This window comes from Nitrospirota bacterium (genome assembly GCA_013388455.1).
Taxonomy (GTDB): domain Bacteria; phylum Nitrospirota; class Thermodesulfovibrionia; order Thermodesulfovibrionales; family SM23-35; genus JACAFF01.
In genome coordinates this window covers 40,804-56,930 of the sequence record JACAFF010000032.1, presented here as the reverse complement: position 1 = coordinate 56,930, position 16,127 = coordinate 40,804, and the positions used below count along the sequence as shown (strand labels likewise).

The 16,127-nt window shown below is 34.7% G+C and carries 18 protein-coding genes and 1 tRNA gene; 13 read left to right on the top strand and 6 right to left on the bottom strand.

Annotated elements, in window-relative coordinates:
• Window positions 1-424: 424 nt before the first annotated feature.
• Window positions 425-682: a type II toxin-antitoxin system RelE/ParE family toxin gene (locus HXY53_08080; protein ID NWF76506.1), complete on the bottom strand. Its 258-nt coding sequence runs from the start codon at window positions 680-682 to the stop codon at window positions 425-427.
• On the bottom strand, window positions 669-902 hold the full coding sequence (locus HXY53_08075) for a CopG family transcriptional regulator (GenBank protein ID NWF76505.1): 234 nt from the start codon (window positions 900-902) through the stop codon (window positions 669-671). Before HXY53_08075 ends, HXY53_08080 begins: the two co-directional genes overlap by 14 nt.
• Before the next feature lie 222 nt (window positions 903-1,124).
• Here HXY53_08075 and HXY53_08070 point away from each other — a divergent pair, with 222 nt between their 5' ends.
• The 9 genes from HXY53_08070 to vanZ all read left to right on the top strand — a co-directional run bounded on the left by HXY53_08070 (window position 1,125) and on the right by vanZ (window position 8,361).
• The gene (locus tag HXY53_08070) at window positions 1,125-1,289 is read left to right on the top strand and encodes a hypothetical protein (GenBank protein ID NWF76504.1); all 165 of its coding nucleotides are present in this window, start codon (window positions 1,125-1,127) and stop codon (window positions 1,287-1,289) included.
• A gap of 142 nt (window positions 1,290-1,431) precedes the next feature.
• The gene (locus tag HXY53_08065) at window positions 1,432-2,316 is read left to right on the top strand and encodes a hypothetical protein (GenBank protein NWF76503.1); all 885 of its coding nucleotides are present in this window, start codon (window positions 1,432-1,434) and stop codon (window positions 2,314-2,316) included.
• A gap of 332 nt (window positions 2,317-2,648) precedes the next feature.
• A complete protein-coding gene (locus tag HXY53_08060) occupies window positions 2,649-3,296 on the top strand; it encodes a helix-turn-helix domain-containing protein (GenBank protein NWF76502.1) in 648 nt (215 codons plus the stop codon).
• Between the two features lie 21 nt (window positions 3,297-3,317).
• Entirely contained in the window at window positions 3,318-4,049 is a 732-nt protein-coding gene (locus HXY53_08055) for a Crp/Fnr family transcriptional regulator (protein ID NWF76501.1), read from the top strand.
• Between the two features lie 475 nt (window positions 4,050-4,524).
• Window positions 4,525-4,743: a hypothetical protein gene (locus HXY53_08050; protein ID NWF76500.1), complete on the top strand. Its 219-nt coding sequence runs from the start codon at window positions 4,525-4,527 to the stop codon at window positions 4,741-4,743.
• A gap of 277 nt (window positions 4,744-5,020) precedes the next feature.
• Window positions 5,021-5,626, top strand: a complete 606-nt coding sequence (locus tag HXY53_08045) for a sugar transferase (GenBank protein NWF76499.1) — start codon at window positions 5,021-5,023, stop codon at window positions 5,624-5,626.
• 27 nt (window positions 5,627-5,653) lie between these two features.
• Entirely contained in the window at window positions 5,654-6,745 is a 1,092-nt protein-coding gene (locus HXY53_08040) for a DUF1972 domain-containing protein (GenBank protein ID NWF76498.1), read from the top strand.
• A 10-nt stretch (window positions 6,746-6,755) separates the two neighbouring features.
• A complete protein-coding gene (locus tag HXY53_08035) occupies window positions 6,756-7,916 on the top strand; it encodes a nucleotidyltransferase family protein (GenBank protein ID NWF76497.1) in 1,161 nt (386 codons plus the stop codon).
• Window positions 7,917-7,929: 13 nt separating this feature from the next.
• Window positions 7,930-8,361 (top strand): VanZ family protein, encoded by a 432-nt coding sequence (vanZ, locus tag HXY53_08030; protein NWF76496.1) that lies wholly within the window; start codon window positions 7,930-7,932, stop codon window positions 8,359-8,361.
• A gap of 4 nt (window positions 8,362-8,365) precedes the next feature.
• On the opposite strand, the gene HXY53_08025 is transcribed toward vanZ, so the two are convergent.
• The 4 genes from HXY53_08025 to HXY53_08010 all read right to left on the bottom strand — a co-directional run bounded on the left by HXY53_08025 (window position 8,366) and on the right by HXY53_08010 (window position 13,125).
• A complete protein-coding gene (locus tag HXY53_08025) occupies window positions 8,366-9,616 on the bottom strand; it encodes a cobalamin B12-binding domain-containing protein (GenBank protein ID NWF76495.1) in 1,251 nt (416 codons plus the stop codon).
• Entirely contained in the window at window positions 9,613-10,395 is a 783-nt protein-coding gene (locus HXY53_08020) for a dihydropteroate synthase (protein ID NWF76494.1), read from the bottom strand. The genes HXY53_08025 and HXY53_08020 overlap by 4 nt, the downstream gene beginning before the upstream one ends.
• Before the next feature lie 110 nt (window positions 10,396-10,505).
• Window positions 10,506-12,500: an excinuclease ABC subunit UvrB gene (gene uvrB / locus HXY53_08015; protein NWF76493.1), complete on the bottom strand. Its 1,995-nt coding sequence runs from the start codon at window positions 12,498-12,500 to the stop codon at window positions 10,506-10,508.
• Window positions 12,487-13,125 (bottom strand): endonuclease III domain-containing protein, encoded by a 639-nt coding sequence (locus HXY53_08010; protein ID NWF76492.1) that lies wholly within the window; start codon window positions 13,123-13,125, stop codon window positions 12,487-12,489. Before HXY53_08010 ends, uvrB begins: the two co-directional genes overlap by 14 nt.
• Window positions 13,126-13,395: 270 nt before the next feature.
• Between HXY53_08010 and leuD the strand changes: the two genes are divergently transcribed.
• The 4 genes from leuD (at window position 13,396) to HXY53_07990 (ending at window position 16,120) form a co-directional block, all read left to right on the top strand.
• Entirely contained in the window at window positions 13,396-13,902 is a 507-nt protein-coding gene (gene leuD, locus HXY53_08005; GenBank protein NWF76491.1) for a 3-isopropylmalate dehydratase small subunit, read from the top strand.
• A gap of 3 nt (window positions 13,903-13,905) precedes the next feature.
• Window positions 13,906-14,985: a 3-isopropylmalate dehydrogenase gene (locus HXY53_08000; GenBank protein NWF76490.1), complete on the top strand. Its 1,080-nt coding sequence runs from the start codon at window positions 13,906-13,908 to the stop codon at window positions 14,983-14,985.
• A 93-nt stretch (window positions 14,986-15,078) separates the two neighbouring features.
• Window positions 15,079-15,154 (top strand) — tRNA-Asn (locus HXY53_07995).
• Window positions 15,155-15,283: 129 nt separating this feature from the next.
• Window positions 15,284-16,120, top strand: coding sequence for a sulfotransferase (locus HXY53_07990; protein ID NWF76489.1), 837 nt, complete (start codon window positions 15,284-15,286; stop codon window positions 16,118-16,120).
• The last annotated feature ends 7 nt before the right edge of the window (window positions 16,121-16,127 follow it).

The following is a 16,127-nucleotide window of genomic DNA, read 5'->3' as shown; positions in this document are numbered from 1 at the left end:
GTGTAACTCTGGTTTATACACTGAGGAATTTTTAGAGGCTGATATATTTCTGAAAATCATCAGCCCCTTTGAATACACTCTGGCGTTGATTCCCACGGGTGATGACATGATAAAACGCTCCTTCATATTCTATCCTCGGCTTCCTTGCCATGCATCAAGATAGCATGTCATCTATCAATTTGCAATAAACAAGTCTGACCCTAAAGGTTTATTCAGGAATTAATGAGGCAACAAAAAGAGATTGTCGAAAAACTAAATATCATAGTGCCTAAAAAGGCGGGAATTTAGGAAATTCGGGGCTAATCGGCTGAATTACAAATATTTTTTTCATATTCTTTGACATATTTTCGACAGGCGGCTAGTGCTCGGGTTCAGCCGCTTTGCGGAGCGAAGCGGAGTCCAGTGGAGTGATTCGTTATGTGCTTCATTTGTATATATCTCGTCTATGTCCAACTTTAACAACTAAAATATACAATTCCTTGTCGGAAACTGAATAGACTATTCTGTAAACTCCTTGACGAATTCTGTACCTGCTTTCTCCCGTAAGTTTTTCATATCCTTTGGGTCGTGGGTTATTTGCCAATCCCTGTATCTTTTGAATTATACGGATGCGCTCTTTTCGTGGAATGCTCTCAATTTCTTTGACAGCCGATGGCTTTACAAAGATATTATATTTTGCCACGCCTCTTCAGATCCTTGAGCACTTGCTCAAATGAAAGGTTAGGCTCATGCGCCCTTTCTGTAAATGCAGCGATGTCTTCCGCATCTTCCGCAAAGATGATCCGGATTGCTTCATTGACAATATCAGAGACAGAACTATCAGTTTCAGCGGCTTTTAAACGAAGAGCCTTATGGATCTGCGGATCAAAATAAATTGTTGATTTTTTGACTATTTTTTTCATATTTTTAATATACCATCATGAAGGCAAGACGTCAAGACGCAGAATTATTGATTAGTGATTTTACACATAACATTCTCTTTTATCTTTATTCTGCATTTGGTAGAATTGTAAGGAAAACATTAAGCATTGTCAACGATTCGAATTGCCTCACCTCATTAAAAATCTAAATGAAGCAGATAAACATTACAAGTATTTAAAAGTAAATTTTAGGGATACTGAGATATGGGTTGGTTCGAGGGAAAGGAACTTAATCCTGCAGAGCTTAAAAGAAACATTACTAAGTTACAAAATAAACTTATTAGATTGGTTACATCAAAAAACAATGAAAAAAAGAAAGATAATTTCGTTTACAATTTTTATGAGGCAACCAGGAAAGGTTTCGTTTAGATTTTTATGTGAGGCAATATGGAGAAGACTTCGGCAACAGTCTCCTAATCGACATTACCTAAATGAATATTAATTTGACTTAAAATATACATATATGTATAATAAATCAATAAAGTAGATTCAGAAATAGCAAACTATGGGAATGTTTGACACAATATATTTTGATAAAAATTATGTATGTCCTTTGTGTGGCGGAAAAATCGAATCAGTCCAGGTTAAAGAATTCGAAAACATTCTTAAAAAGTATCGTATAAAGGATTGTGTTGCCCATGCTGAAGATATGAGGATTGTGAGAAATGTACTCTTTTGTAATAAGTGTTTAACATCTACAGGGAAAAAAATATATATTGTCATAGGAAGGGGAATCCTGCTCGGTATAACTGACACTCTTGATGAAGCAACGAAGCTTCTGAACGAAATGAATTTAGAGAGAATTATCCTCTGGTATCATGAACTTTATCAGAGGTATATGGACGAACAGAGGGAGAAGGCCTCTTATCGAAGGTTTCTGGATGAACTTCATGAATGGTACTCTAAGAGGTTTTATGAAATTCCAGAAGATCAGAAGAGTCGACGTTTTCTCTGTATATGGAACAGAAGGCATTTTGAAGGGGCCTTAAGTCCAGTGGAGGCGATAGAAAGGTTCATAACCTGTAAAAAATTGCTTGAGACATTGAACGAGGTCTGGCTGGAAGGGAAAGAAATCCTTGAAATTTACTATGAAGTGGAAATAACTGCTGGTGAAGAAAGTTGGTCTGTTGACATATATCAGGATGATATAAATGAAAGGTGTGGATTCAATTGGACATGGAAGGTCATAAGTAAGAAGAAGCTAAAAATAGATGGTGAAAAAGAAAATGAATTGCCTGACTGGTGTATAGTAGTTGATGAGCCATTTTCTGATGAAGTAGTTCATAAGGCAGTGCATAAATGGTTAAGTGTAAGGGGCTATGAATTTGATGTAAAAATGATAGCTGTTGAGCATGCAAAAGGCTCTGAACCGCTCAAGGAGCGGGCAGACTTATAGAGAAAGTCAAGAAAGCAAGTATCCAATAATTTATTAGGTTGCAACCTTTAAACAAAATTACTCAATCAATAAGTAGTAATAATTAATCAAATAATACAGACATTGCTCAAAAATTTTTTTAACTCGATACACCTCCCTTTATTTCTCACAACATCTGCATTATTCTAATTGTATTTTTGGGTTAATTACTGATTAATGCAATTGCTTATACGCATCTATAATCTCTGTAAATTATCACGTCTATCCCCGCACTTTAGAAGCATTAGCTGCATATTATTCATATATGAATATTTAATATGATATTAAATATTCATATATGATATTGATAAGTAATGATAATAAATGTAAATCTATCTACAATGTCAAATATCGGTAAACAGCTAAAGGATATCCGTAAAAAACTTGGAATTTCGCAGTTTGAACTATGCAGGCGTAGTAATGTTTCACAGGCAAGTATAGCCCGTATAGAAGCCGATCAGCAAAAAAACCTTAAAACAGAAACCTTAGAAAAATTATCGAGAGCACTCGGCGTTTCTCTTTCTCAGTTGATGGCAAAACCAGAAACGATTGCAGAAGAAACACACCAATATAGTGCTGTTAAAATGATTCCTGTTGTGAGTCTGGAAGAATTTATTACAAAAAAAATCCCATTTGATTTAAAGGAATCAGCCCTGTCGTTTGAGCCCGTTATAACTAAGTCTATGAACGCTTTCTTTGTAAGAGCATCTGGTTCGCTTGCCTCTCCACCAGGTATTAAAGAAGGAGATTTGATCCTTATTGAGCCTGATAAAAAAGTTAATGACAGTGACCTCTCAGTTTATATTTTTGAAAAAACCACTTTTGTTGGAAGAATGTTTTATGAGAAAAATATTAATATTCTTCAGCCCCTCACAGAATCGCTGAAACCTATTATTTTTAAAAAAAGAAAAAAAACAGGTTTAAATATATTCAGGATAAGTGAAATACGAAAAAAATTCTAACTAAAATATTAATTTTTACAAATGTTAAAAAAGCAGAGTTTTACTACTAATATTATTTCCTCTCTTCTCTCGCAAAGTGATTATGAATGGTCAGATGATTTTATCAAATCTTTTCTCGAAGAGCCGAATTGTCATTTATATGGATGGGGTCCGATACTAACATATCAACCTTATACAGAAATACTAAGACAGGGTAGTCCTTCCAATGCTGTTTATTATATTAAAACCGGGGTAGTTAAACTTTTATGGTCAGATAAAGAAGGTAATGAATTAATCGCAGGATTAAGACATCAAAATTGGTTTATTGGTGCTGCATCAGCATTATTGAATAAACCGTATTCTTTTACTGTTAAGACAATAACAGAATGTAAAATGAAATGTATCTCTACTGATAATTTTTTAAATCTTATAAACAATAATTATGAGTTTACTTTACATCTTTTAAAAATGCTTTCACATGAGATATACAACCATGGTAGGAAGATTGTTATATTTGGTTGTGTTGGTGCAAAAGATCGTTTAAGAAATTTATTGCGTAATTTTATAGAAAAAATTGAACATAACACTAATTTTCGTGATTTAAAAATCCATTTCCCTTTAACATATAGAGAAATTGCACAAATAATTGCTGTTACCCCCGAGCATTTATGCAGGTTATTAAGAGACTTTGAAAAACAAAAAGTAATAAAAAGGGAAAAGGATGGGATAATTTTTTTAGATATCAATTATTTTAAAAAATCAGATAATTATTAGTTTACTTTCCTCTATTAAGATTTTATCACCTAATTTTTCTGTCACCCTTAACTTCAGGAACTCATAAATATTTAATTCTATTAACCCAGATTATTAATAAACTATGGCTAACAAGACAGGACATAGTATTTGAGCGGATTTATTTTGCCGATATTCATACAGTGTGTATATTAATAATCAAGAGGCAAAATACCTCGGAGGTCGAAGACCGAGAATGAGCGAAAATACTATTTCCTGTCTATATATAATGAAATTTATGAATTAAGTGGGTTAGATGAGAAATTAAGGCATACGACTTTTAACAAACATCAATGAATTTAATATTGATAATTGTTAATTTAGGTATTAAAGATTATCAATTATTATATTTAGAAATATCAATGACAAATTTATTAAATAAATATAAATTTTTTTTAAATATAAAGTATATCTCTTGTGAAAAGAGTGAGAATGAATATGAAAGGAGGGGGCAAGGTTGTTAATTCATAATAAGAATGCGATAAAAAGAGATATTAAATTTACCGAAAAGATAAATGTCCAGATGGATGTAAAAGCGTCTGATATCTGTTGTTGGAATTGTTTTTGGTCTGTCATGACATATGAAGGTTTATGGTGTCAAAAAGATATGGAAGAAGTTAATTTGAAAGACCTCTGTAACTCATGGGAAGGCGATTTTCCAAGAAGTAACATATAAGATATTCAAAAAATGATTAATTAGAAGGATGTAAAGGATGTAATAGTAAGAGGTTTTTTTATTTAAGAAACGGTACAGAAGATTAAAATAATTGCTCAAATCAAAAAAATATAAATAATTTTTCTAATCAATAAACCCTCTATTATCTTGACAAATAAATAAAGTTAAACTACCTTAAAAAATAAAAATTTTAATAAAATCTGAAGATAATTATCCTAAATGAAAAGAATTCTGGAATTTGTACTGTGTCTGGTCTTTGAAGCATGGAATTTTGCTGATGTTAAAGCGCCTTTTTGACATCTGCCTTTCAGGTGCTGGGATTATCTGCTCATTTCCGCTCTGGATTATTTTTGCTCTTGCAATCATAATTGAGGACGGATTGCCAGTGTTTTATCTCCAGGAGAGAGTTGGTAAAGGTGGAAGAATTTTTAAAGCAATCAAGTTCCGTTCAATGATGAAAGATGCTGAAAAAGAAACAGGTCCTGTGCAGGCAGTAGAAAACGATCCTCGGGTAACAAAAATCGGAAAGATTCTGAGAGGAACTGCTATGGACGAACTTCCGCAGTTACTCAATATCCTTAAAGGTGATATGAGTTTTGTTGGTCCAAGGGCATTAAGGCCTAAAGAAAAAGAAGTTCGTGGCAATCCCGACGAAACAGAGATAGAGAAAATTGAGGGCTATCATGAACGTCTTTCTGTCAGGCCAGGTCTTACCGGAATGGCACAGGTTTATCTGCCTACTGATGCGCTTCGTAAAGAGAAATTTCAGTATGATCTTGAATATATCAAAAAGCAGTCCTTCTTTTTTGATTTGAAACTCATCCTTCTCTCTTTCTGGATCACCTTCAGAGGTAAATGGGAAAGCAGGGGTAGAAAAATTTAAAATGTCACCTATTATAAATTATGAACTATGAAGATTGCTATTTTAGGTTCAAGAGGTATTCCAGTAAATTATGGAGGCTTTGAAACACTTGCAGAGGAGATATCAATACGACTTGTTAAGAAAGGGCATGATGTAACTGTTTATTGCTGCAAACCATATACAGACAATAAAGATATTTATAATGGTGTGAAAAAAGTTATTATTCCTACGATAAGAACAAAAGTTCTCGAAAAAGCCATCTTTTCTTTTTTTTCAATCCTTCATGCATCATTGAGGAATTTTGATATTATCCTTATGTTGGGTGTGAGTGTTTCCTTTTTATGTTTCATACCTCGTATCTCAGGGAAAAAGGTGGTTATAAATATTGACGGTCTTGAGTGGCAGAGAAAAAAGTGGGGGAGGGTGATATCATCATATTTGAGATTTGCAGAGAGAATGGCAGGGATTGTGACAGACAGAGTAGTAACAGATGCAATATGGATTAAAAAATACTATAAAAAGCTATATGGAAGAGATTCTGTATATATACCGTATGGTGCTGAAACGACTCAATTTTCTGCTGGAGAGATTTTGAGAAAATTAAGACTTGAAAAAGACAGTTATATTCTCTATGTTAGCCGATTTGAACCGGAAAATAATCCTCTTTTAGTGAGGGAAGCTTTTGATGAAATTGAAGACCCGCCAAAAAAACTTGTTATGGTAGGTGATGCTCCTTTCGCAGATAAATATATAAAAAAAGTGAGAAATACAAAAAACCAAAATATAATATTTACAGGTTATCTTTTCGGTGATCAATATAAAGAACTGCTATCAAATGCGTATTTCTATATTCAGGCAACAGAGGTTGGAGGGACACATCCAGCGCTTATCGAGGCGATGGGTGCTGGCAATTGTGTGCTTGCTAATGATGTCACTGAGCACAGGGAAGTACTTGGTGAGGCAGGATTTTACTACAAAGGGAAGGAAGAGATGAAGGAAATGATACAATTCCTGATTGATAATGAAAAAATTGTGAAGGAGAGGGGCAACGTTGCAAGAAGGATAGTTGAAGAAAAATACTCATGGGAAAAAATTACTGATGAATATGAAAGGCTCTTCTTTGAGATGATTAAAGGATGAAGTGAGGTGTATGGAATTAAAGACTGAAGAAAAACTTATTCTGTTCTTGTTAGTGATGGAAAACTCTGCCCAATTAGTAAGTAAGATTAGAGAACTGTTAAAAGATAAAAGACACACTGTTGATTTCATCAGGGTTTTTGAACATGCTGCGGCTAATGAGGTTGCCCCAATTGTATATGAAAACTTGAGAACATTTGATAATGTGCCGATAGAAATTATTGCAAGGTTCAGGAATGCATATCTACATTCTCTCAGGAACAATATACTAAACTCCGAAGAGATGCTAAGGATTCTATCTTCACTTGCAAAGTGTGGAGTAAAGGCTATTCCACTGAAGGGCTCTTTTGCGTCTGATATTATTTTTGATAATCCGGGCATATATCCAGCAACAGATATTGACATACTTGTTAAACCAGAAGATATCAAAAAAGCTGAAGATATTCTGAATGAACAAGGGTATATGAAAAATGAGATAATCGGGTCTGAAGATCTATTATCAGGACACTATCACTTTCTATATATTAAAGACTCTTATTTTCTTGAGCTCCACTGGAACCTTGTGAAACGTTACTTCCGGGTGCCTCCAGAGTTCTGGTGGGATGAGACCGAACAGATTGAATACTCTGGTATTACAATCAGTGTGCTTTCACATGAGCGATATCTTATGTATGCGATATTTCGTCTATTTGACCACGGCTTTAGACCTCTGAAATTCTTTATTTTTATCTACGGATTACTCCGGAAATATAAAAACGAAATTGACTGGCAAAAGCTTTTCCTATATTCAAAGCAATATAAGATGGAGAGGATGCTTTTTTTTACACTGAGACTTCTTAATGATATATTCCATGAAGATATCCCTCAGTTCATATTACAAAGAAAACTAACTGGTTATGAACTCATTAAGAAACAGGTCATCAGTGGTTTATTCGGTGAAGTAAAAAGGCCGCATCTCAGGATGTTATTTTATACTTCTCTGCTGGATTCTCCTGGTGATTTTTTTGTTAACATTATTAGAAGGATTTTCCCTAAATCTTCTGAAATTAGATTACGATATGGTATATCTGAAAAATCAAGAATGGTCTACATGTATTATTTATTGAATCCATTAATAATTTTTTTAAAAAGAAGAAACCCGGAGAAGTGGGAAAGTAGAGAAACAAAGGTTTAACTCAAGATTAAAAATGATAAATTTTTTATATTATTGGGTTCCGCCTTTTGCGTGGATGGCTTTCATTTTTCCTACAAATGATAGTCTGACTGCAGATAGCACATCCTTAATTATTATTCCTCTACTTAAATGGCTTATGCCTTCCGCTGATCAGACTACATTAGAAGCCATTCATGGATTACTTCGTAAGGTTTCACATTTTTTGGGATATGGATTTCTCGCATTTCTTTTGTTCAGGGCTTTTCGAAATAAAAGTAAGATGTTCAGTTTGCGATGGATAATTTATTCTGGTTTGATTTCAGCAGGATATGGAGTAATGGATGAATTTGTTCAGACCCTACTACCAACAAGGACTGGTTCGTTTTATGACTGGTTAATTGATATCACAGGCTCTTTTTTTGTATTGGGTTTTATTATTTTTAAGAATGCGAATTATAATAGATGAAAGTTTAATTTGAAAATACTCTTATATAATTAACACTTTTTTCTAATCCTTCGATCCTGAAAATTGGGTCACTCCCTATCATCTGTTTTATTGTCTCGGTACTTAGATGATTATAAAAGATAGGTTTAACAAAAGTGGGGTTATTTATATCGCCCAAAAGATTCTTTCTTAAAGCAGGATCTTTAAGAATCAAGTTTGTTATCGAAAGGGATTTATAAAGTCTTATGAATGTATTAACACTTATACTATCAGGTTGAATTCTTCTGAGAATATTCAGGAACCCAAGTGTATCATCTTCAGTTTCATAAGGAAAACCTGCGAGTAGGTCAATCGCTACTTTAAGACCAAGTGGTTTTGCAGTAAATACGAATTTCTCTATATCAGTCCAGTATTCTGTACACTTTTTCCAGGTATCTACTGTAAGTGTTATAAGATATACACCTGCTTCTTTCATCGATTTGAATAATTTTTTGCTGAATTCAGTCGGTTTCATATAAACTGCCCACCTGATATCCAGTTTTTCCTTTAATAATGCATTGCAAAAATCAATTGAGTATTCGAGACTTTCGTTAAATTCAGAATCACAAAGATGAAAATGATTGTATCCAGTTTCAGCAAGTGATTTTATTTCTGAGACGACAGCAGAGATATCTTTAAAAGATACCATCGAGTTAGCTTCGATACAATATACACACGAGGAACTACAACCTTTATGTGTTTCAAAACCTGCAATTCCTCCTGAATCATAATATTTCTGATAGTTGATAGCAGACAGTTTTCTGCATGTGTTAGAAGGATTAAAATTTCCATAATAAACTCTCTTTGTATTTTTTGTAATATTTAAATCTTTTAGGATGCTATTTAAAGTATTTTCACCTGCACCAATTAGAGCTATGTCAGCTTTAAGATAGTCAAGAATTCCTTCAGGGTTTGTTATTATTCCTGAACCCCCGATAATTATCTTTAAACAGTATGTTGATTTTATATATTCAATAATATCCTTTATATCATCAAGGAAAAATTCGTTGGTGTGATAAAGCACTGTATCTACATTCCTCACTGTTATGCCAACAATTTCAGGATTGAAGGTTTTTATTGCACAATCAATTTCACCATAGATATTTTCAGAAAAACACAGGTCAAGAATTTCAACATAGTGGCCATCTCTTTCAAGACAGGCTGCAACATACTCAAGACCTATAGGAGGCACAGGAGGAAATTTATACCTGTTTGGATTAATAAGAAGGACTTTCATTCAATATCTGTTTGTGAAAAAACAATTTCATCCCTGAATGATTTTATCAGATATATTGCCTTCTTAACATTTTCATCAAGTATATCGACCATACCAGCGTCAAGTCCTGCACCAGCAAGATAGAGGAGGAAGGATGCTTCCAGAGGTTTTCTCAATTTCCTGGGCATACCTGTTGAAATATTAGAAATCCATGCGATAGTCTTTAGTGGAGGGTCTACGAGATCTTTCAGTATTCTTATGCACTCATAGGAGTTAGCAAGATGTTTCTGTCCCATGCCTCTACCAATATGAACAATTGATGGATCTGCGAATATTTTTTCATTTGGGATATCAAATTTGTTTGCCATATCGAGAAGTTTTTCGATAATCTGAAGCTTTGCTTCAATAGATGTGGGTATAGTAACCTTTGATGCTCTTATGACAAGTGATGATCCTGTATCAGACACAATTGACAAAAGTTCTTCTTGGTCATCAGGTTCATTCTCTGAAATATAATTTATTAGAGGAGGTTTTTTACATTTTTTTAATGCTTTTTTGAGTGCTGCTGTATTGCGCGTATCAAGTGATACCTTATCAGTTATCTCAGACGCAATTTCTGCTATCCATAAAAGATTATCTTCATCACCTGTCCCATCTAAGGAACATTGAAAATTAATCATATCAGCCCCGGCATTTTTAAGTTTTTTTAACATTCCAGCGATTGATTTTCGGTCTTTTATCCTCAAAGATTCCATGTATGTCTTATTTCTTGTATTAAGATTATCTGCAATGGCGATCATGGCTACCTCCTTACTCTAAAAATGCATTATTTTCATTGCATTTTTCGGATTAACGGGCTTTTTATTAATTATATCATTTTAATTTATGAATCGTGCTTACTTCTTATAGTTTACTGTTTTATCCCAGTCTCTATCATCCTGCTTTTAATTTCTTTAATTTTATCTCGTATCTTTGCTGCACGTTCGAATTCGAGCAGATGTGCAGCTTCTTTCATTTCAGTTTCAAGTTTTTGAAGGGTTTCATCATCATAGCCATATTCAATCTCTGTTTCCGCTGCTACAGGAATTGTCCAGTAATCAGCCTCATATATGGAGCTCAGTATATCCTTGATATTTGATTTCACTGTCTCTGGAGTAATCATATTTTTCCTGTTATACTCTTCCTGAATTTTTCTCCTTCGTTCTGTTTCTTTTATAGCTCTCTGCATCGAAGCGGTGATCGTATCTGCATAAAGAATTACCTCACCGTTGATATTGCGGGCAGCTCTACCCGCTGTTTGGATCAGAGAACGTTCAGAACGTAGAAAACCCTCTTTGTCAGCATCAAGTATTGCAACGAGTGAAACTTCCGGTAAATCAAGTCCTTCTCTCAAAAGATTAACACCGATCAACACATCAAAATTGCCCAATCGTAAATCACGTAATATTTCTACTCTTTCGAGTGTATCTATATCTGAATGCAGATATTTTGCCCTAACGTCGAGGTTTATATAAAAATCTGCAAGATCTTCTGCCATCTTTTTTGTTAGTGTGGTGACGAGTACTCTTTCATTTCTAACAGCACGTTTTCTGATCTCTCCAAGTAAGTCATCAACCTGGCTAGAAACAGGCCTTACTGTCATTTTCGGGTCTATAAGACCTGTAGGCCTTATAATCTGTTCGACAATACGATGATTTGATTTTTCAATCTCATATGTTCCTGGAGTTGCAGATATATAAATAGCTTGATTAACTCTGTGTTCGAATTCGGTAAAAGTTAGTGGACGATTGTCAAGTGCAGAAGGTAGTCTGAAACCGTAATTAACAAGAGTTTGTTTTCTTGAACGATCACCCTCGTACATTCCTCCAAGCTGTGGGATTGTGGCATGGGATTCATCAATTATGATTAGAAAATCCTCAGGGAAATAATCGATTAAAGTATATGGAGGTTCACCATGGGCCCGACCACTTAAATGACGTGAATAATTTTCTATGCCGTGACAATAACCGAATTCTCTTAACATCTCTAAATCGAATCTCGTTCTTTGCTCTATACGATTAGCCTCCAGTGTCTTTCCTTCTTTTAAAAAATATTCAATCCTTTCCATCATCTCCTTCTCTATATTTTTTAATGCAGGAATAAGTCTTTCTCGTGGCGTTATCCAATGACTATTTGGAAATATTGCAATCTTTTCTAATCTTCGCATTTTCTCACCTGTAAGAGGGTCGAATTCAAAGATTGTATCAATATCGTCTCCAAAAAAATCTAAGCGGATGCATTTATCGAGTGAGAATGATGGATAAACCTCTACTATATCTCCTCTTACTCTGAAAGTTCCCCTTCTGAAATCAGTATCAGAACGATTATATTGCATATCAACAAGTCTTCTAAGTATTTCATCACGTTCTGTGTGCATTCCTTCTTCAATTATAAGATGCATCTCCATATAGTCCTGGGGCGAACCAATACCGTATATACAAGAGACAGAAGCGACCACTATTGTATCATTTCTTTCAAGAACAGCCCTTGTGGCAGAGTGTCTCATCCTGTCAATGTCGTCATTTATAAGAGCGTCTTTCTCAATATAGGTATCTGTTGTAGGGATGTAAGCTTCAGGCTGATAGTAGTCATAATAACTTACAAAAAATTCGACTGCGTTTTCCGGAAAGAGTTCTTTAAATTCGCCATAAAGCTGTGCAGCAAGAGTCTTATTATGTGCAATAACAAGTGTAGGTCTGTTGATATTTGCAATAACATTCGCTATTGTGAAAGTTTTGCCCGATCCTGTTACCCCCAGAAGCACCTGATGTTTTAAGCCCTTTTCAATGCCTGCTGTTAGTTGACGGATAGCTTTTGGCTGATCGCCTTTTGGAATGAAAGATGTTGTTAGATTAAAGGTATTCATATAAAGCACATTTTGAACATAAAGGTTTTTTTGATTTGCAGAATGTTTTGCCTACCTTCACAAACAGCGCATGATATTCATTAAAAAGCTTTAAGTCTCTTTTCAGGGAAGAATGGAAGAGCTTCTGATATTCGTCATATGATTTGTTATTATCCATTATATTATGTCTGGACAGAACTCTTTTAGTGTAAGTATCTATGACGAATACTGGTTTATCGAGCGCATAGAGAAGGATTGAATCTGCGGTTTCCGGTCCTATACCATTTATACTTAGAAATTTCTCCCTGAGATTATCTAAATCTTCTTTTTTCATTTTACTCATACTGCCAAGATAATTGTTCATTAAAAAATTTATAAATGATTTCAGTCTCTTCGCTTTTATATTGTAATACCCAGCAGGCTTTATAAGAATGGCAAGCCTATCAACAGGCATTTTATATATTGCTTTTGCAGAAAGTGATTTATTTTTTTTGAGATTGTTTATTGCCTTTTCAACATTGCCCCAATTTGTATTCTGGGTGAGAATTGCACCGACTGCTATTTCGAATGGTGTTTCACCTGGCCACCAGTGCTGGGGGCCAAAGGTATTATGAAGGGTCTTATAGATTTTTAGTAAGTCAAACATTTATTAATTATAGTAGATTATGGTTAGATTTAAAAATGTCTCTAATCGGCTTTTGAGATAAAAACCACTCAATTTAAGCTATAATATACCCCAGGTCCAGCATAAGATGACAGAAATTCGAATAGTTAAGTTATTAAAATTATAAGCATAATACCTCTATATCGCTGATTTGGGTAAAAAAATAGACTATTTCAGAGACAATTAAACAATGACAGGATCTCTGGAAAAAAATTGTGCAATAAGCAATATTATTTTTAAAACGGAGGAGAAATGCTAATTAAGGGAAAAGTGTGGAGATTTGGGAATGATATTGATACTGATGCGATCATACCCGCACGCTATCTGAACACTTCTGATCCTCAGGAACTGGCAAAGCATGTTATGGAAGATTCGGACAGGGATTTTCCTAATAAGGTTAAATCAGGTGATATTATTGTTGCTGGAAAAAATTTTGGATGTGGCTCGTCGAGGGAGCATGCTCCAATTGCGATAAAAGCAGCGGGGATTAATGCAGTGATTGCAAAAAGTTTTGCGAGAATATTTTACAGAAATGCGTTTAATATTGGACTCCCAATTTTTGAATCTGCAGAAGCCTCAGAAAAGATTAAAGAGGGTGACGAAATTGAGATTGATGCTGACAGAGGGCTGATCAAAAATCTGACATTAAATGAAGAATACAAAGTAAATCCTATACCACCGTTTATGCAAGAACTGATCGCAGCAGGAGGGCTGGTTGAATGGACACGAAGAAAGTTAAAAATGAATGGTTTAATATAGGAGATGAAAAAAATGAAGTCATATAACATAGCAGTTATCCCGGGTGATGGAACAGGGCCAGAAGTTATCAAAGAAGGAATTAAGGTAATCGAGACAGTTTCTTCGAAGGTTGGAATTAAATGTAACTTCACGTTTTATGATTTTGGTGGTAACCGTTATTTGCAAACAGGTGAAACATTACCGGACGGAGCTATCAGTGAACTTAAAAAGCATGATGCTATATATCTCGGAGCAATAGGACATCCTGATGTTAAACCAGGGATACTGGAAAAAGGAATATTATTGCGGCTAAGATTTGAACTCGATCAGTATATAAATTTAAGACCTGTAAAGTTATATCCAGGGGTAGATTGTCCGATAAAGAATAAAGGACCTGAAGATATAGATTTTGTAGTTGTAAGAGAAAACACCGAAGGTTTGTATGCAGGAGCTGGTGGAGTGTTTAAAAAAGGCACTCCTGATGAAGTTGCTATACAGGAGTCAATAAACACGAGAAAAGGCGTTGAACGTTGCATTCGGTTTGCATTTGAATATTGTAAAAAGAGAAACAGGCAGAATAAGCTTACATTATGTGGTAAAACCAATGTGCTGACTTTTGCCTTTGATCTTTGGGAACGAACCTTTCGTGAAGTGGCAAAGGAGTATCCTGAAATAACGACAGACTATGCGCATGTGGATGCTGTAACCATGTGGTTTGTTAAAAATCCTGAATGGTTTGATGTTATTGTTACTGATAATATGTTCGGAGATATAATCACTGATCTGGGAGCGATGATTCAGGGTGGCATGGGAATTGCCGCAGGTGGGAATATTAACCCTCAGGGTGTCTCGATGTTCGAGCCGATTGGTGGCTCAGCACCAAAATATACAGGAAAGAACGTTGTTAATCCACTGGCTGCAATATGCGCAGGTGGTATGATGCTTGAGCAAATCGGAGAGAAGAAAGCGGCAGATATTATTGAAAAGTCTGTAATGGAGGTGACAGCCAGATATCTTAAAAGTCTTGCAGCAGGAAAGATGGGATACAGTACAACAGAAGTTGGTGATTTAGTTGCAAAGATTGTAACAGAATCTGTGACTTGATTGACAAAATGGTCATTCATCTGATATAAAAAAAATCTATTCTTCTTCAAATTATATAACTCTATACTTAGAGTTAATTCATTTCAAAACTGCTCCTGGGTAGCTCAGCAGGCAGAGCGGGTGGCTGTTAACCACTTGGTCGGGGGTTCGAATCCCTTCCCAGGAGCCAAAAAATTACAAAAGTGCCTTATTATATCTACATATTAAGAAGTCTCAGTACAGGTAGTCATTATACATGTCATACAAATAATAAAAACAAATCAAGGCAAAGAAGAGCAGGAAAGTATATTGAATAGATATGAAGAAGAAAAAACTCATTCCTAAACCTTTAAGGATAGTGTCTGAATGGCTGAGAACCATGAAAGGCCATCAATGTGCACTTCCTGATTTTATAATTGCAGGGACTCAAAAAGGCGGAACAGCATCTCTTTACTCATATATTATTCAACATCCACAGGTAATTCCATCTCTAAAAAGAGAAATACATTATTTTGATATGTATTATAAGAAAGGTATCTCATGGTATAGAGGTCATTTTCCTTCTATTACTGAATTAAGAAATAAATTTTTCATAACTGGTGAATCCACACCATATTATATGTTCCATCCTCATGCTATGAAGAGATTGCACAGTCTACTGCCTGATATAAAACTCATAATACTTTTGCGAGACCCTGTCAAAAGGGCCATTTCACACTATTTTCATGAAGTTAGAAGAAATAGAGAACCACTATCGATGGAGGATGCATTTAGGAATGAAGAGGAAAGGATTGGTACAGAATACGAGAAGATACTGAGTGATGAATATTATCATAGCCAGGTTTATCAGCATTATTCATATAAAAAACGTGGAATATATATTGATCAAATAACGGCCTGTTTCGAAAAATTTCCTTCTGAACAGATTCTGGTGTTGAAAAGTGAAGACTTTTTTTTAGATCCAAAAAATATATTGAAAAATGTATTTATTCATCTGAATATTGAGCCGGATTTTATCCCTCCTGATTTAAGCCCCAAAAATGTTGGGAATTATACTGAGGAGGTGCCTGATCATATAATTGACTATCTGAAAGGCTATTTTGCACCATATAATAAGAGACTGTATGCTTATCTAAAACGTGATTTCCGCTGGTGAAATAAAA

Bases quoted from the DNA above. Each gene is read 5' to 3' on its own strand.
- HXY53_08035 (NWF76497.1), top strand. From the start codon at position 6,756: ATGGAATTAAAGACTGAAGAAAAACTTATTCTGTTCTTGTTAGTGATG.
- HXY53_07990 (NWF76489.1), top strand. From the start codon at position 15,284: ATGAAGAAGAAAAAACTCATTCCTAAACCTTTAAGGATAGTGTCTGAA.
- uvrB (NWF76493.1), bottom strand. From the start codon at position 12,500: ATGAATACCTTTAATCTAACAACATCTTTCATTCCAAAAGGCGATCAG.
- HXY53_08065 (NWF76503.1), top strand. From the start codon at position 1,432: ATGTTTGACACAATATATTTTGATAAAAATTATGTATGTCCTTTGTGT.
- leuD (NWF76491.1), top strand. From the start codon at position 13,396: ATGCTAATTAAGGGAAAAGTGTGGAGATTTGGGAATGATATTGATACT.
- HXY53_08020 (NWF76494.1), bottom strand. From the start codon at position 10,395: ATGATCGCCATTGCAGATAATCTTAATACAAGAAATAAGACATACATG.
- HXY53_08040 (NWF76498.1), top strand. From the start codon at position 5,654: ATGAAGATTGCTATTTTAGGTTCAAGAGGTATTCCAGTAAATTATGGA.
- HXY53_08025 (NWF76495.1), bottom strand. From the start codon at position 9,616: ATGAAAGTCCTTCTTATTAATCCAAACAGGTATAAATTTCCTCCTGTG.
- HXY53_08045 (NWF76499.1), top strand. From the start codon at position 5,021: ATGTTAAAGCGCCTTTTTGACATCTGCCTTTCAGGTGCTGGGATTATC.
- HXY53_08060 (NWF76502.1), top strand. From the start codon at position 2,649: ATGATAATAAATGTAAATCTATCTACAATGTCAAATATCGGTAAACAG.
- HXY53_08075 (NWF76505.1), bottom strand. From the start codon at position 902: ATGAAAAAAATAGTCAAAAAATCAACAATTTATTTTGATCCGCAGATC.
- vanZ (NWF76496.1), top strand. From the start codon at position 7,930: ATGATAAATTTTTTATATTATTGGGTTCCGCCTTTTGCGTGGATGGCT.
- HXY53_08055 (NWF76501.1), top strand. From the start codon at position 3,318: ATGTTAAAAAAGCAGAGTTTTACTACTAATATTATTTCCTCTCTTCTC.
- HXY53_08000 (NWF76490.1), top strand. From the start codon at position 13,906: ATGAAAAAAATGAAGTCATATAACATAGCAGTTATCCCGGGTGATGGA.
- HXY53_08010 (NWF76492.1), bottom strand. From the start codon at position 13,125: ATGTTTGACTTACTAAAAATCTATAAGACCCTTCATAATACCTTTGGC.
- HXY53_08070 (NWF76504.1), top strand. From the start codon at position 1,125: ATGGGTTGGTTCGAGGGAAAGGAACTTAATCCTGCAGAGCTTAAAAGA.